Source organism: Mesorhizobium sp. P2_A12 (assembly GCF_056405075.1).
The window spans coordinates 110,821-130,031 of sequence record NZ_JBFUCU010000012.1 but is presented as its reverse complement, the minus strand read 5'-3'; the positions used below and the strand labels follow the sequence as shown (position 1 = coordinate 130,031).

Annotated in this window: 22 protein-coding genes and 1 pseudogene; 12 read left to right on the top strand and 11 right to left on the bottom strand. The window is 61.3% G+C overall.

Annotated elements, in window-relative coordinates:
* Position 1 precedes the first annotated feature (1 nt).
* From AC1DZU_RS23165 to AC1DZU_RS23155, 3 genes are all read left to right on the top strand, one after another.
* Entirely contained in the window at positions 2 to 1,120 is a 1,119-nt protein-coding gene (locus AC1DZU_RS23165; RefSeq protein ID WP_477288680.1) for a L,D-transpeptidase, read from the top strand.
* Positions 1,121 to 1,361: 241 nt separating this feature from the next.
* On the top strand, positions 1,362 to 2,999 hold the full coding sequence (locus AC1DZU_RS23160; RefSeq protein WP_111546553.1) for a CTP synthase: 1,638 nt from the start codon (positions 1,362 to 1,364) through the stop codon (positions 2,997 to 2,999).
* 135 nt (positions 3,000 to 3,134) lie between these two features.
* The gene (locus tag AC1DZU_RS23155) at positions 3,135 to 3,674 is read left to right on the top strand and encodes a DUF1697 domain-containing protein (protein ID WP_477288678.1); all 540 of its coding nucleotides are present in this window, start codon (positions 3,135 to 3,137) and stop codon (positions 3,672 to 3,674) included.
* A 38-nt stretch (positions 3,675 to 3,712) separates the two neighbouring features.
* On the opposite strand, the gene AC1DZU_RS23150 is transcribed toward AC1DZU_RS23155, so the two are convergent.
* A complete protein-coding gene (locus tag AC1DZU_RS23150; protein WP_477288676.1) occupies positions 3,713 to 5,170 on the bottom strand; it encodes an NCS1 family nucleobase:cation symporter-1 in 1,458 nt (485 codons plus the stop codon).
* Between the two features lie 297 nt (positions 5,171 to 5,467).
* On the opposite strand from AC1DZU_RS23150, the gene AC1DZU_RS23145 reads away from it, so the two are divergent.
* Complete coding sequence (locus AC1DZU_RS23145) at positions 5,468 to 5,770, top strand: DUF982 domain-containing protein (protein ID WP_477288674.1); 303 nt, start codon at positions 5,468 to 5,470, stop codon at positions 5,768 to 5,770.
* 124 nt (positions 5,771 to 5,894) lie between these two features.
* Here AC1DZU_RS23145 and AC1DZU_RS23140 read toward each other — a convergent pair whose 3' ends face one another.
* The 3 genes from AC1DZU_RS23140 to AC1DZU_RS23130 all read right to left on the bottom strand — a co-directional run bounded on the left by AC1DZU_RS23140 (position 5,895) and on the right by AC1DZU_RS23130 (position 7,732).
* Positions 5,895 to 6,254: a YybH family protein gene (locus AC1DZU_RS23140; RefSeq protein WP_477288672.1), complete on the bottom strand. Its 360-nt coding sequence runs from the start codon at positions 6,252 to 6,254 to the stop codon at positions 5,895 to 5,897.
* Between the two features lie 247 nt (positions 6,255 to 6,501).
* The gene (locus AC1DZU_RS23135) at positions 6,502 to 7,311 is read right to left on the bottom strand and encodes an MBL fold metallo-hydrolase (RefSeq protein ID WP_477288670.1); all 810 of its coding nucleotides are present in this window, start codon (positions 7,309 to 7,311) and stop codon (positions 6,502 to 6,504) included.
* A gap of 52 nt (positions 7,312 to 7,363) precedes the next feature.
* Entirely contained in the window at positions 7,364 to 7,732 is a 369-nt protein-coding gene (locus tag AC1DZU_RS23130) for a nuclear transport factor 2 family protein (protein WP_477288668.1), read from the bottom strand.
* A gap of 169 nt (positions 7,733 to 7,901) precedes the next feature.
* On the opposite strand from AC1DZU_RS23130, the gene AC1DZU_RS23125 reads away from it, so the two are divergent.
* The 3 genes and pseudogenes from AC1DZU_RS23125 (at position 7,902) to dusA (ending at position 9,986) form a co-directional block, all read left to right on the top strand.
* Positions 7,902 to 8,786, top strand: a complete 885-nt coding sequence (locus tag AC1DZU_RS23125; RefSeq protein WP_477288666.1) for a LysR substrate-binding domain-containing protein — start codon at positions 7,902 to 7,904, stop codon at positions 8,784 to 8,786.
* 9 nt (positions 8,787 to 8,795) lie between these two features.
* Positions 8,796 to 8,885, top strand: a pseudogene (locus AC1DZU_RS23120) (aldehyde dehydrogenase family protein); the annotation flags it as partial.
* 102 nt (positions 8,886 to 8,987) lie between these two features.
* Positions 8,988 to 9,986 carry a tRNA dihydrouridine(20/20a) synthase DusA gene (dusA, locus tag AC1DZU_RS23115; RefSeq protein WP_477288664.1) on the top strand — a complete coding sequence of 333 codons (999 nt, stop codon included), beginning with the start codon at positions 8,988 to 8,990 and terminating at the stop codon, positions 9,984 to 9,986.
* 16 nt (positions 9,987 to 10,002) lie between these two features.
* Here the strand turns inward: dusA and AC1DZU_RS23110 are convergent, their stop codons facing one another.
* Both AC1DZU_RS23110 and AC1DZU_RS23105 read right to left on the bottom strand, forming a co-directional pair.
* The gene (locus AC1DZU_RS23110; protein ID WP_477288662.1) at positions 10,003 to 10,707 is read right to left on the bottom strand and encodes a TIGR02281 family clan AA aspartic protease; all 705 of its coding nucleotides are present in this window, start codon (positions 10,705 to 10,707) and stop codon (positions 10,003 to 10,005) included.
* Between the two features lie 13 nt (positions 10,708 to 10,720).
* Positions 10,721 to 10,954, bottom strand: a complete 234-nt coding sequence (locus AC1DZU_RS23105) for a DUF1289 domain-containing protein (RefSeq protein ID WP_477288660.1) — start codon at positions 10,952 to 10,954, stop codon at positions 10,721 to 10,723.
* A gap of 199 nt (positions 10,955 to 11,153) precedes the next feature.
* Between AC1DZU_RS23105 and AC1DZU_RS23100 the strand changes: the two genes are divergently transcribed.
* On the top strand, positions 11,154 to 12,152 hold the full coding sequence (locus AC1DZU_RS23100) for a nicotinate-nucleotide--dimethylbenzimidazole phosphoribosyltransferase (protein ID WP_477289234.1): 999 nt from the start codon (positions 11,154 to 11,156) through the stop codon (positions 12,150 to 12,152).
* A gap of 25 nt (positions 12,153 to 12,177) precedes the next feature.
* Here AC1DZU_RS23100 and AC1DZU_RS23095 read toward each other — a convergent pair whose 3' ends face one another.
* The gene (locus AC1DZU_RS23095; protein WP_477288658.1) at positions 12,178 to 13,698 is read right to left on the bottom strand and encodes a sensor histidine kinase; all 1,521 of its coding nucleotides are present in this window, start codon (positions 13,696 to 13,698) and stop codon (positions 12,178 to 12,180) included.
* 74 nt (positions 13,699 to 13,772) lie between these two features.
* Here AC1DZU_RS23095 and AC1DZU_RS23090 point away from each other — a divergent pair, with 74 nt between their 5' ends.
* The 4 genes from AC1DZU_RS23090 (at position 13,773) to AC1DZU_RS23075 (ending at position 16,322) form a co-directional block, all read left to right on the top strand.
* Positions 13,773 to 14,393 carry a thermonuclease family protein gene (locus AC1DZU_RS23090; RefSeq protein WP_477288656.1) on the top strand — a complete coding sequence of 207 codons (621 nt, stop codon included), beginning with the start codon at positions 13,773 to 13,775 and terminating at the stop codon, positions 14,391 to 14,393.
* 51 nt (positions 14,394 to 14,444) lie between these two features.
* The gene (locus tag AC1DZU_RS23085) at positions 14,445 to 15,056 is read left to right on the top strand and encodes a glutathione S-transferase (RefSeq protein ID WP_477288654.1); all 612 of its coding nucleotides are present in this window, start codon (positions 14,445 to 14,447) and stop codon (positions 15,054 to 15,056) included.
* A gap of 41 nt (positions 15,057 to 15,097) precedes the next feature.
* Positions 15,098 to 15,721 (top strand): uracil-DNA glycosylase family protein, encoded by a 624-nt coding sequence (locus tag AC1DZU_RS23080; protein ID WP_477288652.1) that lies wholly within the window; start codon positions 15,098 to 15,100, stop codon positions 15,719 to 15,721.
* Between the two features lie 109 nt (positions 15,722 to 15,830).
* Positions 15,831 to 16,322: an Lrp/AsnC family transcriptional regulator gene (locus AC1DZU_RS23075; protein WP_006205209.1), complete on the top strand. Its 492-nt coding sequence runs from the start codon at positions 15,831 to 15,833 to the stop codon at positions 16,320 to 16,322.
* Positions 16,323 to 16,336: 14 nt separating this feature from the next.
* On the opposite strand, the gene AC1DZU_RS23070 is transcribed toward AC1DZU_RS23075, so the two are convergent.
* Genes AC1DZU_RS23070 through AC1DZU_RS23055 form a run of 4 tightly spaced genes read right to left on the bottom strand, consistent with a single transcriptional unit; the run spans position 16,337 to position 19,076 of the window.
* Entirely contained in the window at positions 16,337 to 16,906 is a 570-nt protein-coding gene (locus AC1DZU_RS23070) for a DUF3299 domain-containing protein (protein WP_477288650.1), read from the bottom strand.
* Positions 16,907 to 16,952: 46 nt separating this feature from the next.
* Entirely contained in the window at positions 16,953 to 17,534 is a 582-nt protein-coding gene (locus AC1DZU_RS23065) for an N-acetyltransferase family protein (protein WP_477288648.1), read from the bottom strand.
* Positions 17,494 to 18,198, bottom strand: coding sequence for a DNA alkylation repair protein (locus AC1DZU_RS23060; RefSeq protein WP_477288646.1), 705 nt, complete (start codon positions 18,196 to 18,198; stop codon positions 17,494 to 17,496). The genes AC1DZU_RS23065 and AC1DZU_RS23060 overlap by 41 nt, the downstream gene beginning before the upstream one ends.
* 8 nt (positions 18,199 to 18,206) lie before the next feature.
* Positions 18,207 to 19,076: an NAD(P)-dependent oxidoreductase gene (locus AC1DZU_RS23055; protein WP_477288644.1), complete on the bottom strand. Its 870-nt coding sequence runs from the start codon at positions 19,074 to 19,076 to the stop codon at positions 18,207 to 18,209.
* Positions 19,077 to 19,211 lie beyond the last annotated feature (135 nt).

Sequence of the window (19,211 nt, the reverse complement as noted above, 5' to 3'; positions counted from 1 at the left end):
CATGCAGCTTCGCAGCTTCATTTTCATGGGACTCTGCGCCGTACTCGGCATGAGTTCACCGGCTTTCGCCGGCATGCCGGCCAATATGGCCGCAAATCAATCGGCTGACACAACCAGTGCCATCAACGTCGCCGTCAAGAGTGATGCGGCGCAATTGAAGCTTCTCAAGAAGAAGAAAAGCCCGACACCGGACGATCTCGCCCAGATCAAGAAGATTGAGGCCAAGATCGTTGCCGATAAGGAAGCAGCCAAGGCCAAAGCACTCGAAGCCAGGAAGCTGGCGATGCGCGAAGCGGCGAAGGCCAAGGCCGAGGCGGAACGGCAGGCGTTCCTCACCAAAAGGGGCAAGACCGCTTCGACAACCGAAGTGGCCGACGCCAAGCCTGCCAAGAAGACGGTCAACATCATCGAGCCGATTGCGCCGATCGAACCGATCCAGTCGGCTGAGTCACTCCCCGCCGAAGCGATGAATGTCGCTTTGACCGGAAACAATGGCGAGTTGCGCAGCGAAGTCATCGGCAAGAAGCAGTCGAGCGGTGGCCTGTTCGCCGGCCTCTTCGGCGGCAGCTCCTCGTCTTCGATCTCATATCTCCCCGAGACACGTGCGCTGGACCAGGCTCTCGCCAAGAAGGAAGCCAAGAAGCAGTTCAAGGTGAAGCCGGAGTTCGTGCCGCAGGACGTGGAATTCACCGGCTACGATGCCGGCACCATCGTCATCGACACCAGCGCTCGCCGCCTCTACCTCGTCGAATCGTCTTCCACCGCTCGCCGCTACGCCATTGCGGTCGGCCGCGAAGGCTTGCAGTTCAAGGGCACCGTCGCGGTCGGCGACAAGCAGGAATGGCCGCGTTGGATCCCGACGCTGGACATGCAGAAGCGCGAGCCGAAGCACTATGGCCAGTACAAGGACGGCATGCCCGGCGGTGGCCAGAACCCGCTCGGCGCCCGCGCCATCTATCTCTATGACGGCAAGAAGGACACGCATCTGCGCATCCACGGCACCATCGCGCCGCAGTCGATCGGAACGAGCGCCTCCAACGGCTGCTTCCGCATGATCAACGAGCACGTCATGGACCTTTACAGCCGCGTCAGGGTAGGCACCAAGGTCGTCATCATCTGACGCCTGCATCCATCATGCCGAAGGGCCGGCCTTTGCCGGCCCTTTTGTTTTGACTTGCCCCTAAGCGCGTTGCGTTGAAACGGATTCAATCGACGCGCTTTAGTTCTTTGTTTTGTGCATGTCGTTGTCCCAAAAACTGCTTCGCGCTTTGGGCGACATGCATAGGGGTATCGCGCCTTCTTGGGAAAAAACCTTTGCGGCGGTTTTTTCTCTGGCGGAATCAATCCGGCCGCGTTAAGCGATGACTCCCATGGCGCGATATGTATTCATCACAGGCGGCGTGGTTTCCTCACTTGGAAAAGGCATTGCCGCAGCGGCCCTTGGGGCTCTCTTGCAGGCGCGAGGCTATCGCGCACGCATCAAAAAACTCGACCCTTACCTCAATGTCGATCCAGGCACGATGTCGCCGTACCAGCATGGCGAGGTTTTCGTCACCGATGATGGTGCGGAGACCGATCTCGATCTTGGCCACTATGAGCGCTTCACAGGCCGCTCGGCCAACCAACAGGACAACATCACCACCGGCCGCATCTACAAGAACATCATCGAGCGCGAGCGACGCGGCGACTATCTCGGTGCCACCGTGCAGGTCATTCCGCACGTTACCGATGAGATCAAGAATTTCGTCCTCAACGGCAATGATGACTATGATTTCGTGCTGTGCGAGATCGGCGGCACGGTCGGCGATATCGAGGCGATGCCGTTCCTCGAGGCGATCCGTCAGCTTGGCAATGACCTGCCGCGCAACAACGCCGTCTACGTGCATCTGACGCTGATGCCCTACATCCCGACGGCGGGTGAGCTGAAAACCAAACCGACCCAGCATTCGGTCAAGGAACTGCGCGGCATCGGAATCGCGCCCGACATTCTGCTGGTTCGCGCCGACCGCGCCATTCCGAAGGAGGAGCGCAGAAAACTGTCACTGTTCTGCAATGTGCGCGAAAGTGCTGTGATCCAGGCGCTCGACGTGCCGCATATCTACGACGTGCCGATGGCCTATCACAAGGAAGGGCTTGATTCGGAAGTGCTGGCCGCGTTTGGCATCGATCCGGCGCCGAAGCCGCGCATGGAGCCTTGGCAGGCGGTGTCGAACCGCATCCACAATCCGGAAGGCGAGGTCACCATCGCCGTGGTCGGCAAATACACCGGCCTCAAGGATGCCTACAAATCGTTGATCGAGGCGCTTTCGCATGGCGGCCTGGCCAACCACGTCAAGGTCAAGCTCGACTGGATCGAATCGGAGATCTTCGAAAAGGAAGATCCGACGCCCTGGCTGGAAAAGGTGCACGGCATCCTGGTTCCCGGCGGCTTTGGCGAGCGTGGCTCCGAAGGCAAGATCCTGGCGGCGAAGTTCGCGCGTGAACGCAAGGTGCCGTATTTCGGCATCTGCTTCGGCATGCAGATGGCCTGCATCGAAGCCGCGCGGTCGCTGGCCGGCGTGGAGCATGCCTCATCGACCGAATTCGGCCCAACCGACGAACCGGTGGTCGGGCTGATGACCGAATGGCTGAAAGGCAACATGCTGGAGAAGCGCCGGGAAACCGGTGATCTCGGCGGCACGATGCGGCTCGGCGCCTATCAGGCCGATCTCGCCAAGGGCTCCAAGATCGCCGAGATCTATGGCGATACGCAGATTTCCGAGCGCCATCGCCACCGCTACGAGGTCAATGTCGATTACAAGGAGCGGCTCGAGGATTGCGGCCTGGTGTTTGCCGGCATGTCGCCCGATGGCGTGTTGCCGGAGACGGTCGAATATCCCGACCATCCCTGGTTCATCGGCGTGCAGTATCATCCGGAACTGAAAAGCCGGCCGCTCGACCCACATCCGCTGTTCGCCAGCTTCATCGAGGCGGCAGTGGAACAGAGCCGGCTGGTGTAACGATTACTGGCTGGCTAGAGCATGATGCCGGAAAGTGTGAAGCGGTTTTCGGACGACATCATGCCCTATCTCTTTGATTTAGAGCCGGATTCAGATTTCCGGTCGATTCGACCAGAAATCATCCGGCTCTAGGCGATGCAGACCTATGTCGCGCTCCTCTACAGCATCATCCTGGGCGAGGGACGGCGGGTCGTCATGGCCGACCTCAAGGCGATGGCGGAAGACCTCGGTCTGAAGAATGTTCGCACCTTGGTTGCGACCGGCAACCTGGTCTTCGAGACGTCGGCAACGGCGATCGCTGATCTGGAGCAACGGCTGGAAGCAGCCTTCGAAAAGACCTTCGGCCGGCATGTCGATATCATCGTGCGCGGTGCGGAGGGCTGGCGGACGCTTGCCGCGGGCAATCCATTCCCGAGTGAGTCCGCCGAAGCCGGCGACCAGGTGGCGGTGCGCGTGATGCGCAAACCTGCGCCAGTGGATGCTGTAGCGGCGCTCCAGGCCTATGCCGCCGCGGACGAGAAGGTGCTGTCGGTTGGCGGCGACATCTGGGTTGTCTTTTCGCGTGAGAGGCCCAGTTCGCGTCTACTGGCGGCAACGAGCCACAAACGTCTGGGTATCGGCACGTCGCGCAACTGGAACACGGTGCGCAAACTGGCCGAGATGGTCGGCGCATAGGATCCGGGGCGGCTTTGCGCCGCCCCGAAGGATACCTGTCAGGCCTTCGCGGTCTTGGCGCCAGCGCCCAAAGCCGCTGAGCGCAGCACGTAGTAGATGATGCCGGCGATGCCAACGCCGAAGAACCAGCCATAGACACCCCACCAGGACGGCAGCCAGTTGGTGAAGTTGGGCAGGATCGACGAGAAGATGGCGCCGATGCCGGCGGCGATGAAGGCATTGACGTGCCAGCCGCCCTGGAAGCGGAACTCGCCGTCCTCGCGATAGAGCGCTTCGACGTCGACCTCACCTTTGCGGACCAGATAGTAGTCGACCATCATCACCCCGAAAATCGGTCCCATCGTCGCGCCGATGATGTTGACGAAGGAGGCGGCACTGCCTTCCCACGGCGCGAAGGGGTAGAGCACCAGCGCGATCAACGCCGCGATATAGCCGCCCTTCTTGAAGTCGATCTGCCTGGGAAAGACGTTCGAGAAGTCGAAAGCCGGCGACACGAAGTTGGCGACGACGTTGATGCCAAGCGTCGCCACGGCGAAGGTCAGGGCCGCAAGGGCTGCCAGGAACCAGCTGTCGAATTTCGCCGAGATCTGGTCGGGGTGCAGCAGCACCTCGTGATAGACGTCGTAGGCGGCAATGGTGGTGACGCCGGCGACAAGCGAGAACAGGATGAGGTTGACCGGCAGGCCCCAGATGTTGCCCTTGCGCAGCGCCGCCTGATCGGGCGCATAGCGGGCGAAATCGCAGAAGTTGAGATAGAGCGCCGAAAAATAGGTCACCCAGATCGCGGCCACCGCAAACAGCGCGGTCCACGAGCCCGGCGTTCCCGGCACGCCCGCATCCTTGGTCTTCTCCAACAACACGTCCATCGGGATGTCGCTGGTGAAGGCGAAGGTTCCGGATTTGACGCACAGGTAAATCGCCAGGATCAGCATCATCACCCAGACCGCCGGACCCGCCCAATCCTGGAAGCGGCGCACCGTCTCCATGCCGCGCTGGATGATCAGAAGCTGCAGCGCCCAGATAACGACGAAGCAGATCACTTCCAGGCCGGAATGACCGAGGAAATGCGAGTTGGCGTTGAAATCGGCGAACCATTGCGAGCGGATCAAGAGTGCCACGATGGCGCCGGAGGCTGCCGACGTCTGCGCGCCATACCAGAAGCAGGCGACGATGGCGCGCACCAGCGCCGGTATATTGGCGCCCCAGATGCCGAACGAGGCGCGGGCGAGCACGGGATAGGGCACGCCAGTCTTCACGCCGGCATAACCGACCATGTTCATCAGCGCGTAGATGATCAGCGAACCGATGCCGATGGCGATTATGAAGTTGACGAAGCCGCCACAGAACAGGAACAGGCTGGCAGCCAGGTAGTAGCCCCAGAGGCTGTGAACGTCCGACGTCCAGACGTTGAAGATCGAGAATGGTCCCCAGTTTCGAATTTTGGCCGGAGCCAGATCCTCGTTGTACAGATCAGGTGAAGCACCCTGTATTGTCATTGCAATGTTCCCCTTTTGCAGCACGCGCCCTCACGCGTTGGCCGCACGCAGGGTAAGCCTGACGTCGGGGAACGGACAAGCAACCTATTTGCCGACTTTGGCCTTAAAGATATTCAATGAGAACTGCGATTATCGAAGGGGCGCGATGGTGGGCCGTTTTGCGTTTGCCGGTCGAATGATTCGAAATTCGGCATAGCGCGATTTTTTATGATTCCGCTTCTTTACACGGAACCAAACCGTGGATGGTACGTTTCATAGGGTTCGATCGCGTGCATCGCGGTCAACCGGGAGGAAATAATGGATTATCTGCACTTCTTTTCGCCTGTGCGGATTTCGCGCGGGCAGGGGTATCCTGCTGAAGAAATCGATAGTGTTGCCGAGGCCATGGTGTTCTTGAGGAAATGGCCGACAGGACGGCGCGGTCCAGTCTATCAGTGCGCGCTCAATTGCTGCTCGGCCGCCCTGTCGGGCCAGATGTCGCCAGAGGAAGCAAGGAAAGCGTTCACAGGCTTTGCCCGCATCACGCGCCTTCTCGACGATGACATGGCGTTGCCGGCAGCCAGCGAAAGCATGGCAAAGGTGTACGCGCTGCGGCGGTAAGCGCCTGTTGTCTTGACGGTCATGCGAGGGTCTCGCGCCGTGACGGCGCGGGGCTAGGTTAAGATGTGCTCCAAAAAATGACTGGTCGAAAGCTCCTCCGGATCAGGCGCTTGCCTCGGGTGGCTCAGGTGACGGAATAACGATCGATCACCCATAACCAGCTGCCATCGCCTTGCCTCCGGGCAACCTCGCTGGTTACGTCGCCGTCGGGAAGTCGGGTCGAGGTCAGGGCAAGGTCGCCGCAAACGAGCGCCGGCCGCTGCTCGCCCACGGCAAACTTCCGTCCGGACGCGACGATCTCGGCATAGTAGTTGTGGATGGCCTCCTTGCCGCGCAGCAAATTTCCCCCGCCACGGTCGATCACGGCATCGGGTTCGAACAGAGCCGTCATGCCGTCGACGTCGCCCGCGTGCTGCCGCGAAACCAGCAACGGCTCCAGTTGCTGGGGATCGTAGACACGTTCTCTGTCGGCTGTGTCGTCCATGCTGACCTCCGCACGTCATCTAGTCGGAATCATATCGCAAAAGCTCTAGGCGTGTCGGACCGGGACTAGCGTAAGCAGGATGCACCCGTAGCTCAGCTGGACAAAACGCTACCCTCGATTCGAACGTGTGGCCTCCACCTTGCGTGTCGGGTGCGCCACTTCGGTATGAAACTGGGATCCTCGACGCGCTGCGCGAGCGCATGCAAATGGTCTCGCCAGTACATTCCATCTTCGTTCTGCAACTGGGCTATACGGCCGAGATAAACGCATATCCATGCCCCTCCTTGACTATTATGCCGATGCCTGGTCGTCCCAGGTGAGCGCCAGCCAGCCAAGTATGTGCCCCCGTTGCGTCTTGGAGCAGCTTGATCCGGCTAGCCCTCGCCATGGGCTCGTCAGCGTCATAGGCCCAAGTAAGCTCGGGATAGGCAAACTGTGCAGCAGGAACGTGGATCAGGTCGCCGCAGAACAAGATATCGTCCTCGCCAGTGCTGAGGAGATAGCCCATATGGCCCGGAGCATGCCCGGGTATCGCCACCGCCAGCAAATGTTCGTCCAGCCTGTCTCCTCCACCAATTGGGGCCAGGAGTGGCCGAAAATCCGCTAGTCGTGGCTCGGCGAGGAAATCCTCAACGGCGTCCTCCCCGATCACGATCTTGCTCAAGTTCCTGAATGCTCGCCGCCCGTCAGGCGTAAGAAGACCGTTGATGTGGTCGCCATGGGCATGGGTGAGGGCGATCATCGTGATGGATGATGTGTCGATGCCTGCCTCGAACATGGCCTCCTCGAGGTGGCCCATGGACGGGTCCCAGCTTCCCCCCGCCCCACAATCTATCAAGATGCGGTCGATGCCGGAGCGATCGATCAAGAAGCAGTTGACCGAAAGTCGAACGAGCGCCTCTTCTCGCTGAGGCGATACTGTCTGCGTACATATCTTGTCGTTCGGATCTCTGAGCAATTGGGCCGGCAGGTCGACATATCCGTCGGAGAGCGACCAAACCTTCGATGATCCCGAAGCACAGGCCATGGTGTTGGCGCTTTGAGACAGAAATTTCACGGGTAACCTGCCAAGCGGGGTGATCCAATTTTCTATTACGGGACTGAAGCCGTTACGTTTTCGAAGTCACCACCTTCTGAACGATCTTCCAGGTTCCGTTGACCTTCAAGCATGACAGGAGGTCCGTGAAGTGGCGTGGCGGCACCCGCAATCTTACCTTCAGAAGCGCGAGGTCTCTTTCGACGTCAATTGATAGGATCTCGTCGGCACGCTTCACGCCCTGTTGTTTTGGAGCTTTCGTGTTGCGGACGACGGCAAGCCACATCGCAACCGGCGTTACGTCCACGTCGCCGTCGTCGGCGACCTTCGTCACGGAGCTCGAGGGATGAAATATGGATGCAAATTTGTCAGCATCCATTTCATAAGCTGCGTCAAAATAGGTCTGCGCCAGGGTGCGCAAGCCGCGAACATCGGTATCCATGGATCACCTCGTTGTTACGTCCAACCATTTCCATACACGCGGCAATTACGCGACCAGCACCAGGCAAGCCGGTGACGAGTCGACTTTCTGTCGGTCAAACCTAGGACGGAGGCGCTTATGAGACTAGGTATGTTGGACAGGATGGAGTCATGAGCGAGATTCATAAATCATGGGAAATGAGCTGAATGAACTCGCGGCGTTTGCAGTCGTCGCCAGCGAGCGAAGCTTTACGCATGCTGCAGCGAAGCTGGGCGTCTCCCAGTCCGCCCTGAGCCACACGATCCGGAGACTTGAGCAGCGTCTCGAGCTCCAGCTTCTTGCCCGGACGACCAAGAGTGTAGCGCCAACCGCAGCGGGCGCAGCTCTTTTGAAGGAGCTGTCTCCGGCGCTTGAGCAAATTACTCGTGCGCTCGACAAAGCCCGAAGCGTTCGCCACCGACCTGCGGGACGCCTTAGAATTGTAATGTCGCGGTCGGCTGCGACGATGGTATTGTTGCCGAGGCTCACAGCATTCGCCGAGGCTTACCCTGAGGTCGTTCTTGACGTTGTCACTGTCACTGGTCCCGTGGACATCGTCGCGGGCGAGTTTGATGCCGGTATTCAACTTGGCGAATATGTTCAAAAGGACATGATCGCGGTGCGCGTCTCGCAGGAGTTGCGTTTGGCGGTGGTGGGATCGCCCGGCTATTTTGCGTCACGAAGCATTCCTCGGAAGCCCAAGGATCTAAATGATCATCGATGTCTAAACCTGCGTCTTCCGAACGGTCCGTATCGGTGGCAGTTCGAGCAGGGACGCAAGGCGATCACAATCGGTGTGAACGGCCCGCTCGTAATCGACGATACCAACCTGGTGATTCAGGCGGCGCTCACCGGAGCCGGCCTTGGGCTCGCATATGAAGAGCAGGTTGCGGAGCATGTTGTTGAGCACCGCCTCATTCGAGTGCTGGAGAACTGGACGCCCCCTATTCCCGGCTTCTTTATGTATTACCCCAGTCGCCAGCATCAGCCTGCTGCACTAACTGCGCTGGTAAACACGCTGCGATGCACTAAATAGCCGTCGCGCGGCGGCATCAAGCAGTCAGGATCCGGCCGGGGAGGTTCTAAATATGGCATCGATGATTACCTGGAGCTGAAATCCGCGTGTATTGGTGGCCCCCTCGACGGAAGGCGGTGCCGACTGCCTATGATTGAATGGGAAAATTCGATAAATTCGTGTGCACTTGGCAGGGTCTAGCGATTTAATGTTAAAGGAAAAATGCTGAAAAATCAGGAATTTAGAATAGCCGTTGCGCCGATGATGGATTGGACGGATCGGCATTGCCGGTTCTTCCATCGCCAGCTGACCAGCCGTGCGCTGCTTTACACCGAGATGGTGGTGGCCGACGCGGTTATCCATGGCGCGCGCGAGCGGCTGCTCGGCTTCGATGCGGTGGAGCATCCGGTCGCCTTGCAGCTCGGTGGCTCGGATCCCGGAAAACTTGCCGAGGCGGCGCGCGTCGGCGAAGCCTTTGGCTATGACGAGATCAACCTCAATGTCGGCTGCCCATCCGACCGCGTTCAATCGGGCGCCTTCGGCGCCTGCCTGATGAAAGTGCCTGACCTTGTCGCCGACTGCGTCGCCGCGATGAAAGCGGCGGTGGCGATTCCCGTCACCGTCAAATGCCGCATCGGCGTCGACGAGCAGGACCCCGAGCCGGCGCTCGATACGCTGGCGGACGGTGTTTTCGAAGCCGGCGCCGACGCGCTGTGGGTGCATGCGCGCAAGGCGTGGCTGGAAGGGCTGAGCCCCAAGGAAAACCGGGACATCCCGCCGCTCGACTACAGCCGCGTCTATTGTCTGAAGGCCAGAAAACGAAACGAATTCATTGGCATCAACGGCGGCATTCAGTCGATCGAGGAGGCGCGGGCGCATCTCGACCATGTCGATGCCGCCATGCTTGGCCGCGCCGCCTACCACACGCCCGGCATCCTGGTCGGCGTCGACGCCGCCTTCTACGGCGTCAAGTCCGGCGCGTTCGATTTCGCCGCGCTGATCGATGCCATGGCAGAGTACGCGACCCACCATATCGAACAGGGCGGGCGGCTTGGCCATGTCACCCGCCATATGGTCGGACTGTTCCATGGCTTGCCCGGCGCGCGCCGCTACCGCCAGATCCTGTCCACCGATGCGACCCGGCCCGGTGCCGGACCGGACGTGCTGAAGACGGCCTTCGCATCCGTCGAGTTCGGTGGAGCTGCGGCCGAAGCGGCGTAACGTGTTCGGGTCGGGGTCAATCCCTGAGGATCATGCGGTCGCCGCGCACATCGAAGCCCGACAACGAGCCGATGAAGTTCATGCCAAGCAGGCTCTGGCTGAGCATGCCGGGTGCTGCGATCATCACCGGCATGTCCTTGCGCACGATGCCGCCGATCGCCAGCTGATCGGTCTTGACGGCCGCGGCGCGCGCCATGCCGTTGGCGGTTGAGACCGGTATGGTGTAGTTGAGCGCCGCTGGATTGAAACCGGATGCCTGGGCGTCCTCGGACGTCAACACGGTGCTGGTCGCGCCGGTATCGACCACGGCCCGCACTGGATTGCCGTTGACCAGGATGCGGGCTTCGAAATGGCCATTGTCCGCCTTGTCGAGTGTCACCGTGGCGTGGCCGTCCTCGACGCCCAGAGCCAGCGGGCTGCCGGGAACAAGGCCTGCGGTGACCCGACTGGCGACATCCTGCAGTTCGTAACGATACTGGTAGCCGGCGATCAGCGCGAGCGCGATGGCCGCCCAGGCGCCGAGGTTGCGGGCCATGGCACCCAGGGGCCTGCCTGAGCGAAGCAGGCCGGCACCGATCAGCGCGCCGAAGGCGCCAAGCCAGATCAGGCGGCCAAAATCATAGTTCTCGACGCCAAGCGTGCTGCCGCCGGAATCGTTGAGCATAAGCAGGACTGCTCCCACCCCGATTGCGGCAATCAATATCCAGAACAGCCGGTTCATCTGTGTGGTCGCCTCATGAAAGCAGGTCGCGTTCGCGCGTCATGCGAGCGCGGCGCGTTTCCCGCCGCGGCCGACGCTCGACCGTTTCCAGCCGGGCAGGCAATTCAGCCATGACGGAGCGGCGTGTTTCGGGCGTCATTGCGATCCAGGCGCCGATTTCCTCGCGCGTGCGGCCGCAACCGAAACAGAAGCCGGTTTTCATGTCGATCGAACAGACCAGGATGCAAGGGGATTCGATGACCGTCATGTCTTTCTCTTGAGGGCTTCCATCCGGAATCCCTTGTTCCATCTCCACATGGTGCAACCGCAAAGCCAATGCAAGCCCTCGCAATAGCGCCCTTCGCGGCCACCTTTGCGGCAAAAGCGTGAGCACGATCCAAGAGGTTGTGCCAACCGCGCAAGGCGGCTATGCCGCTCACCAACTCCAGGGAATGATTGCCGACGACATGACCAGCGCGCTGCCTTTCGACGATTTTCGCAACCTGTTGGCCAACTTGCCGGCGGCCGACACGACAGCCGGGACCCGTGTGCGCAAGCTGTTTGCCAAGGCCGACAGGCCCAGCAATTCGCTTGGCCGCATCGAGGACATCGCCGCCTGGCTGGCCGCCTGGAGCGGGCGGGCTCCACCCGCCGTGACAAGGCCTTTGATGGCGATCTTCGCCGGCAACCATGGCGTCACCCGGCATGGCATCTCGCCACGGCCGGTGGCGGCGACGGCCAACGCGGTCGAGCTTTGTGCCGCCGGAGGTGCTGCCATCAACCAGATCTGCATTGCCTATGATCTCGGGCTGAAGGTTTTCGATCTTGCCCTGCACATCCCGACCGCCGACATCACAGAGGATGCCGCATTGGACGAGCGCGGTTGCGCCGCCACCATGGCCTTCGGCATGGAAGCGATCGCCGGCGGCACCGACCTGCTTTGCCTCGGCGATCTCGGCGTCGGCAACTCCACTGTCGCTGCTGCCCTGTTTGCGGCGCTGTTCGGGGGCAAGGGCGCCGACTGGGTCGGGCCGGGATCCGGCGCCGGTGCGGCGATGCAGGCACGCAAGGCTGAAGTGGTCGAGGCGGCACTGGCCTTTCACGGCGGCCATCTCGGCGACCCGTTAGAGGCGCTGCGCCGGGTCGGTGGCCGTGAGTTCGCGGCGATCGCCGGCGCCATCCTCGCCGCACGGATGCAGAAGATACCGGTGCTGCTCGACGGATTTGCGGCAACGGCCGCTGCCGCAGTGCTGCATGCCGCCAACCCCACGGCACTCGACCACTGCCTTCTAGCCAGCCTGTCGCCAGACCCCGCGCATGCCAGGGCCGCCGAGCGCCTCGGTCTTCGCCCGTTGCTCGATCTGGGCATCGGCCATGGTGAGGGGGCAGGGGCCGCTCTTGCCGCAGGCCTGGTCAAGGCAGCGGCGCTGACCAGTTCAGGCATGGCGGCGGCCGTTCGGGGCTAGACGCCACACACACGAGCGAAGTCTGCTATCGCCGCCGCGCCGCCACAGCCGCGGTCGGCAGCGCCGGCAGTTCTTCCATCACCCGGCTCAGCGGGAAGATGGCGATCGCCTCGGTGCCTTCGCGCAGCTTGGAATGAAGTTCGAACTCGCCGCCATGCATGGCGAGCAGGCCTTGCACGATCGGCAGGCCGAGCCCGGTGCCTTGCTCGGCGCTCTTGATCGCGATCGAGCCCTGGCCGAAGGCCGAGAGCACCACCGGGATTTCGTCTTCGGGGATGCCGGGACCATTGTCCTTGACCGAAATGTACTGTCCGCCACCCGCCGTCCAGCCGACGCGAACGCGGATTTCACCGCCGGTGGCGGTGAACTTGATGGCATTCGACAGAAGGTTGAGCGTGATCTGCCGCACCGCCCGCTCGTCGGCGAACAGGCGCAGCAACTCATGCTCGAAATCCTGGACAATGCGGATGTCCTTGTTACGCGCCCTCAATTCCATCATGTGACAGCAATCCTCGACGATGTTGAGCAGCATCACCGGCTCCTCGTTGAGCTGGTAGCGGCCGGCCTCGATGCGCGACAGGTCGAGGATCTCGTTGATCAGGTCGAGCAGGTGCTGGCCGGACTCGTGCACGTCATGGGCGTAGTCGCGATAGGTCGGGTTGCTCATCGGTCCGAGCACCTCGTTCGACATCACCTCGGAAAAGCCAAGAATGGCGTTGAGCGGTGTGCGCAGTTCGTGGCTCATCGAAGCGAGGAACCGCGACTTCGCCAGATTGGCGTCTTCCGCCCGCCGCCGCGCTTCGTCGGACATCGATTTCGCCGTCTCCAGTTCGGCGACCAGCGCATCCTTTTCGGAGCGGAACGACAACAGCATCAGGGACGCGCGGTTGAGATGACGGGCGACATAGGCGAAGAAGGGCAACGACACGACCAGCAGCCCCGCCATGATCGCCCCGACCGGCATCCACAGCTTGACGCCGGCATAGGCATAGAGCGCCACCGGAACCGCAAAGGTCGCTAGCAAGGCGCCTCCCAGGGAGGAGGTCATGACAGCGGTGGCCGCCATGGCGACCAGCAGCACCACCGCTTTGACGACCTGGAACTGGTCGGGCAGGCAAGTGCTGCAGCCAAGCCAGACGAACCACCCCCAGCCGAGCCCGCAAAGGAAGTGGCCGATCAGCAATTCTCTTTGTGTTTGCAAGGGGTTGAGCTCGGAAGCTTCAGTGCGCTCAATGCGCCGCGCCAAGAAGGTGACGATGGTGTAGCAGGCGAGCGTGAACAGGGCCCAAAGGCCGATCTCATTGCCGACGCCGGCAAACCGGCCGGCTGCCGCGATCGCCAGGACGAGCAGCGGGATGGCTATGGCGCCGCTTGTCATCGCGCGGGCGTGGAGCTTCAGGAGTTCGCGATCAAAATCCGGATTGCCGGCCTGCTGCGAAAGACGGTCGCGCGTCTTGCGCACCGCGCGCGCGACATCGCTGTTGCGATGAGGTTTCCGGCGGTCCACAATGAACTTGTCCGCTGTGTTCGAGCGTTGCAAGGGCATGAAACTTCAATTTATGCGAGCAGCGGTTTCCAAGTGTTAAGCTACGTTCGAATGATTAACCAACCGTTTGCCATATGAGCCGTTCGTGGGGCACGAGGCCGCGCCGGCGATACGCTGCGCCACCCCCAAGCTTGTGGCGCCGTCTTATGGATTACGGGCTTACCGTCATCATTCTCGGGTTGCTGATCCTCCTGGCGGCTCGTCTCGACCGGGTGGAGACACGCAAGGCGGAGGGTGTGGCAATCGTCAACGATGGCGATTCGATCACGCTTGGCGCCGAGCGCATCCGCATGCGCGGCATCGATGCGCCGGAGTATACGCAGACCTGCCGCAGGAATGGCGCCGACTATCCCTGCGGCACGCTGGCGCGCCAGGCGCTGGTGCGACTGATCGCCGGCAAGCCCGTCTCCTGTACCGGCTGGCAGCGGGACCGCTACGGCCGGTTGCTTGGCAACTGCACCGCCGGCGGCAAGGATCTCAACCGCGCGCAGGTGGAGGCGGGCTGGGCGGTTGCGTTTGGCGGCTTCGAGAGCGAGGAGGCGAAGGCCCGTGCGGCAAGGGTCGGCGTCTGGGCGGGTACGTTCGACCGGCCGCAGGACTGGCGCGACAGCCATCACGGCGAAGTCGTCGAGAGAAAGCACGGCACGCTGGCGTCGATCGGCGATGCCGCGCGTGAGATTTTTCGGTTCTGGTAAAGCCCGTAAGGGGCTGAACTCTATGGTTGTTGGGAAACCGGGAGGACGGGAATGAAGTTGTTCGACGGTGGCCGCGCACCCAATCCGAGGCGGGTCCGCGTTTTCCTGGCCGAGAAGGGCATTACTGTTCCGCTGGTGCCCATCGACATGGGCGCGCTGGAGCACAGGAAGCCGTCGGTCAGTTCGCGTAACCCTTTGCAACGTCTGCCGGTGCTTGAACTCGACGACGGCACGATCCTCACCGAATCCGTCGCCATCTGCCGCTATTTCGAGGAGTTGCAGCCCGAACCAGCCCTGTTCGGGCGTGGCGCGCTCGGCAAGGCGCAAGTCGAGATGTGGCAGAGACGGATGGAATTCAACCTGCTCAGTTGCGTCGCCCAGGCCTTCCGTCACATCCATCCGGCGATGAAGGAATGGGAAATTCCGCAGATTCCCGAATGGGGCGAGGCCAACAAGCCCAAGGCCGTAGAGTTCCTCAGGCTGTTGGACGATGAGCTGGGCAGCCGGGAGTTCATCGCCGGTGACAGCTATTCGATAGCCGACATCACCGGCCTGATCGCTGTCGACTTCATGAAGCCGGCACGCATCAAGGTGCCGGACGAATGCGCCAATGTGCTGCGCTGGCATCAGGCAGTTTCCAGCCGGCCTAGCGCCGCCGCCTGACCATGATCCCGAAAAGTGGAAGCCGGTTTTCGGACGAGATCATGGTCAACGAGGATGCGCTCGAAAGCTTCGCCGAGACGGTTCGCGCTTGCCGCATCTGCGTCGAAAATCCGATCGGCAAGCCATTGCCTCACGAACCGCGACCGGTGTTGCGACCATCGTCCAGCGCACGCATCCTGATCGCCAGCCAGGCGCCGGGAACCAAGGTGCATATCACAGGCATGCCGTTCACCGACGCCTCCGGCGACCGCCTGCGCAACTGGCTCGGGGTCACAAGCGAGGAATTCTACGACATCGAGAAGTTCGCCATCGTGCCGATGGGCTTTTGCTTTCCCGGCCAGGATGCAAAGGGTGGAGACTTGCCGCCAAGGCGCGAATGCGCGCCGGCATGGCGCGCGCCCTTGATGGCCTTGATGCCCCGGATCGACCTGGTGCTGACCATCGGCATCTACGCGCAGTTCTGGCACATGGGTGCCACCCGCCGGCCCTCGCTGACGGAAACGGTGATGGACTGGCGTGCCATCTGGAACGCGCCCGGCAGTCGGAAAGTGCTGCCGCTGCCGCATCCGTCGTGGCGCAACACCGGCTGGCTGAAGAAGAATCCGTGGTTTGAAATGGATTTGCTGCCATTCCTGAGATCGGAAATCCGCTATCGTCTCGATTGACCTTTCAGCAAGAAATCACTCGCTTTTCGCCCAATCGGCAGAATTTCTTTCTTGTGAAAGGTCCTGATAAGGCGGAATATAGCCAATCTATTCCCCCGGAGAGAAAAAGATGGACCGCCTCGATAGAAAAATTCTCCGCCTTTTGCAGGAGGACGCGACACTCGCGGTCGCCGACGTTGCCAAGAAAGTCGGGCTGTCGACGACACCTTGCTGGCGGCGCATCCAGAAGCTCGAGGAAGAGGGCGTCATCAAGCGGCGCGTCGCCATCCTCGACCATGAAAAGGTCAATGTGCGCGTCACCGTCTTCGTGTCGATCCGCACCAATTCGCACAGCCATGAATGGCTGCGGCGGTTTTCCGAGGTCATCCAGGAATTTCCCGAAGTGGTCGAGTTCTACCGCATGAGCGGAGATGTCGACTATCTCTTGCGCGTCGTGGTGCCCGACATCGCTGCCTACGATGCCTTCTACAAACGGCTGATCGCCAAGATCGAGATCCGCGACGTGTCGTCGTCCTTCGCCATGGAGCAGATCAAGTACACGACCGAAATCCCGCTTGACTACATGGTGCTGGACAAGGAATCGGGCGCCAACGCCGCTTGAGCTGACCGGACTTCTCAGTTCTTTTTCTTGTTGAGGAAACTCCAGGGCGAGTTCGCCGGCAGCGTGATCGTGTCCGGCACGCTGTCGACGCTCACCACATCGGCCTTGCGCACGGCGTAACCGGACTGGATGACGCTGACGCCATCGAGAATGAACAGCTGGCTTTTTTCCATATCCGACTTTAGCGCGCCGGTAACCGAGACCGGCTGGTAAGCTTCCGACATCTTGTAAGGGTGGGCCGGCGTGACCAGCACGATCTGGTTGGGCGGCGGTGTCGGCATGTGGCTGCAGGCGCCCGTCCACGGCACCAGCAGGAACTGATAGACAAGGTCGCCGTCGCGATCGACGGGCAATGCATAGCCTGCCAACTGGATAGTCTTGTCCTGCAGATTCAGGGACAGCGTCTCGCCATGGTCGGGCAATTTTGCCGCGATCATCGGCAGCCCGACGTTTTCGGCTGCGGTCTGCGTCGCCGGGCGCAGATCCCTCCAGAATATGTGTGCGGTCTCGGCCGAAGCGCTGGCGGCGGCCACGCACACAAACAACGCTGCGAGCGCTATGGATGATCTGATATCGTTGCTCATTGGCCGCTTCCTTTGGACCCGAGTAGAGACGCCGCTGCCAATGGCGTCAACGCTCGAGCCGCATCACATGTCTGCGAGAACCGGCCATGCCGATCTCGTGGAACCCGCGCGCCGCAAACATGTCGCGAAAGCCCATGAAGCTGTAGCTCGGCGACGCCTGATCGACCGGATAAGCCTCGATCGTTCCGGCCCCCTTGGCGAAGGCGTGATCGATGGCCGCGTCGAGCAGCGCGGATGCCAGGCCACTTCCGCGCAAAGCCCTTGGCACGTAGAAACAAACGATCGACCAAATATCGGTCTGGCTGTCGTCCTGTTGGCGTGAAAGCTTGCGATAGGTCTGGCGTGGCGCGACCGAGCACCAACCGACGCTCTTGCCGTCAATGAGGGCGAGGATGCCGACCGGCGTGCCGGCGTCGACAAGCGCCATCATGGCCCGCTTTTTCTCGTCGCTCTCGACTTGCTCGCGGCTGGGCAGATAGCGCCAAGCCATGCACCAGCAATATTTCGGTGCGCCCGGCTGTTCGAACAGGGTTTCGAAATCCGCGCGTGTCGAGCGCGTCACTTCCGTAAAGCGGATTTCAGGTCCGTCAGCCTTTCCTGGCGGCGAGGCGCTCGAGCGTCCTGGCATCCGATAGTTCCTTCACAGCATCCTTGCCGATCCAGCGCGCGGTCTTGTCGGTCGATTGCGCGAGCCTTTCGGCGACGGCAAGTGCAGCACCGTGCATATCCATCGATCGCTTGCCGATCGAACGAAGGGCCCAGTTGACGCCCTTCTTCACAAAGTTGCGGCCGTCGGAGGCATGCGCTTCGATGATCCGCAGGAAGGCGAGAAAGGTCGCCTCCGGCTCTTTCTTCCGATGGACGACGGACCAGGCCATCATGGCAAAAGCCGTGCGTCGAACGAACTCCCGGTCATCCGCCGCGAACTCGCCGATCAGTTCTTTCCAGGCGTCCGTGTCGACGAAGAGATCAGAGACACCATCGACGATATCCCAGGAGTCGAAACTCGACGCCCATTGCCTTGCATCCGCGGCAGAAAACCGCTTCGGGTCGGCCGTGACGGAAGCGATGAACTGCGCCTCCATGATCCCTGTCTGCCAAAGCGCGAAAGCGCGCTCGTGGTTGCGCTTGATTTTTTTGGCAATCTGCCGCTGCACGCCGTGCGAGATGCCGAGCGCACGTTCGATCTTGATGCCGTAGCGCAGCATGCCGAGGCGATTTTCTTCCGAGCCGATCGAGCGCAGATGCGCGACGATTTCTTCGGCACTGGATTGGGGCGAAAGCTCGGCCATCGCGAACCTTATTTTTCCAGGCGCGCCAGCAGCGAGGACGTATCCCAACGCTTGCCGCCCATTGCCTGCACATCCTTGTAGAACTGGTCGACAAGTGCTGTCACCGGCAGTTTGGCGCCGTTGCGGTCGGCCTCGGTCAGGCAGATGCCAAGGTCCTTGCGCATCCAGTCGACGGCGAAGCCGAAATCGTATTTGCCGGCATTCATCGTCTTGTGCCGGTTCTCCATCTGCCAGGAACCGGCCGCACCCTTGGAAATCACCTCGATCACCTTCTCGATGTCGAGCCCGGCCTTCTTGCCGAAATGGATGCCTTCGGCAAGACCCTGGACGAGGCCGGCGATGGTGATCTGGTTGATCATCTTGGTGAGCTGGCCAGCACCGGCCGATCCCATCAAGCCGACCATGCGGGCATAGGCATCGATAACGGGCCTGGCCCTGTCGAAAGCTTCCTGCTCGCCGCCGACCATGACGGTCAGCACGCCATTCTCGGCGCCCGCCTGGCCGCCGGAGACCGGCGCGTCGAGAAACGAAAACCCACCGGCCTGCGCGGCCGCCGCCAGTTCGCGTGCGACCTCGGCCGAGGCCGTGGTGTTGTCGATGAAGACCGAGCCCTTCTTCATCGATTTGAAGGCACCTTCGGGACCTGTCGTCACCGAACGCAGATCGTCATCGTTGCCGACGCAGGAGAAGACGAAATCCTTGCCCTTGGCCGCCTCCGCCGGCGTCGGCGCGAGGCTGCCGCCATGCTGGCCAACCCATTGCTCGGCCTTGGCCTTGGTGCGGTTGTAGACGGTGACGTCATGGCCACCCTTGTTCCTGAGGTGCCCGGCCATCGGATAACCCATCACGCCAAGACCGAGAAATGCCACAGATGCCATGATTTTACCCTTCAGACGGAAACGAAATTTGCTGCGAAAGCTCTAAAGCGCGTCGCGTTGAAACGGATTCAAGCGACGCGCCCTAGGTCTTTGTTTCTATGCATGTCGTTGCCCCAAGCCGGGGCCACTTTTGGG

Coding starts and splice junctions, on each gene's coding strand:
- AC1DZU_RS23165 (WP_477288680.1), top strand. CDS start 2: ATGCAGCTTCGCAGCTTCATTTTCATGGGACTCTGCGCCGTACTCGGC.
- AC1DZU_RS23160 (WP_111546553.1), top strand. CDS start 1,362: ATGACTCCCATGGCGCGATATGTATTCATCACAGGCGGCGTGGTTTCC.
- AC1DZU_RS23155 (WP_477288678.1), top strand. CDS start 3,135: ATGCAGACCTATGTCGCGCTCCTCTACAGCATCATCCTGGGCGAGGGA.
- AC1DZU_RS23150 (WP_477288676.1), bottom strand. CDS start 5,170: ATGACAATACAGGGTGCTTCACCTGATCTGTACAACGAGGATCTGGCT.
- AC1DZU_RS23145 (WP_477288674.1), top strand. CDS start 5,468: ATGGATTATCTGCACTTCTTTTCGCCTGTGCGGATTTCGCGCGGGCAG.
- AC1DZU_RS23140 (WP_477288672.1), bottom strand. CDS start 6,254: ATGGACGACACAGCCGACAGAGAACGTGTCTACGATCCCCAGCAACTG.
- AC1DZU_RS23130 (WP_477288668.1), bottom strand. CDS start 7,732: ATGGATACCGATGTTCGCGGCTTGCGCACCCTGGCGCAGACCTATTTT.
- AC1DZU_RS23125 (WP_477288666.1), top strand. CDS start 7,902: ATGGGAAATGAGCTGAATGAACTCGCGGCGTTTGCAGTCGTCGCCAGC.
- dusA (WP_477288664.1), top strand. CDS start 8,988: ATGCTGAAAAATCAGGAATTTAGAATAGCCGTTGCGCCGATGATGGAT.
- AC1DZU_RS23110 (WP_477288662.1), bottom strand. CDS start 10,707: ATGAACCGGCTGTTCTGGATATTGATTGCCGCAATCGGGGTGGGAGCA.
- AC1DZU_RS23105 (WP_477288660.1), bottom strand. CDS start 10,954: ATGACGGTCATCGAATCCCCTTGCATCCTGGTCTGTTCGATCGACATG.
- AC1DZU_RS23100 (WP_477289234.1), top strand. CDS start 11,154: ATGACCAGCGCGCTGCCTTTCGACGATTTTCGCAACCTGTTGGCCAAC.
- AC1DZU_RS23095 (WP_477288658.1), bottom strand. CDS start 13,698: ATGCCCTTGCAACGCTCGAACACAGCGGACAAGTTCATTGTGGACCGC.
- AC1DZU_RS23090 (WP_477288656.1), top strand. CDS start 13,773: ATGAGCCGTTCGTGGGGCACGAGGCCGCGCCGGCGATACGCTGCGCCA.
- AC1DZU_RS23085 (WP_477288654.1), top strand. CDS start 14,445: ATGAAGTTGTTCGACGGTGGCCGCGCACCCAATCCGAGGCGGGTCCGC.
- AC1DZU_RS23080 (WP_477288652.1), top strand. CDS start 15,098: ATGGTCAACGAGGATGCGCTCGAAAGCTTCGCCGAGACGGTTCGCGCT.
- AC1DZU_RS23075 (WP_006205209.1), top strand. CDS start 15,831: ATGGACCGCCTCGATAGAAAAATTCTCCGCCTTTTGCAGGAGGACGCG.
- AC1DZU_RS23070 (WP_477288650.1), bottom strand. CDS start 16,906: ATGAGCAACGATATCAGATCATCCATAGCGCTCGCAGCGTTGTTTGTG.
- AC1DZU_RS23065 (WP_477288648.1), bottom strand. CDS start 17,534: ATGCCAGGACGCTCGAGCGCCTCGCCGCCAGGAAAGGCTGACGGACCT.
- AC1DZU_RS23060 (WP_477288646.1), bottom strand. CDS start 18,198: ATGGCCGAGCTTTCGCCCCAATCCAGTGCCGAAGAAATCGTCGCGCAT.
- AC1DZU_RS23055 (WP_477288644.1), bottom strand. CDS start 19,076: ATGGCATCTGTGGCATTTCTCGGTCTTGGCGTGATGGGTTATCCGATG.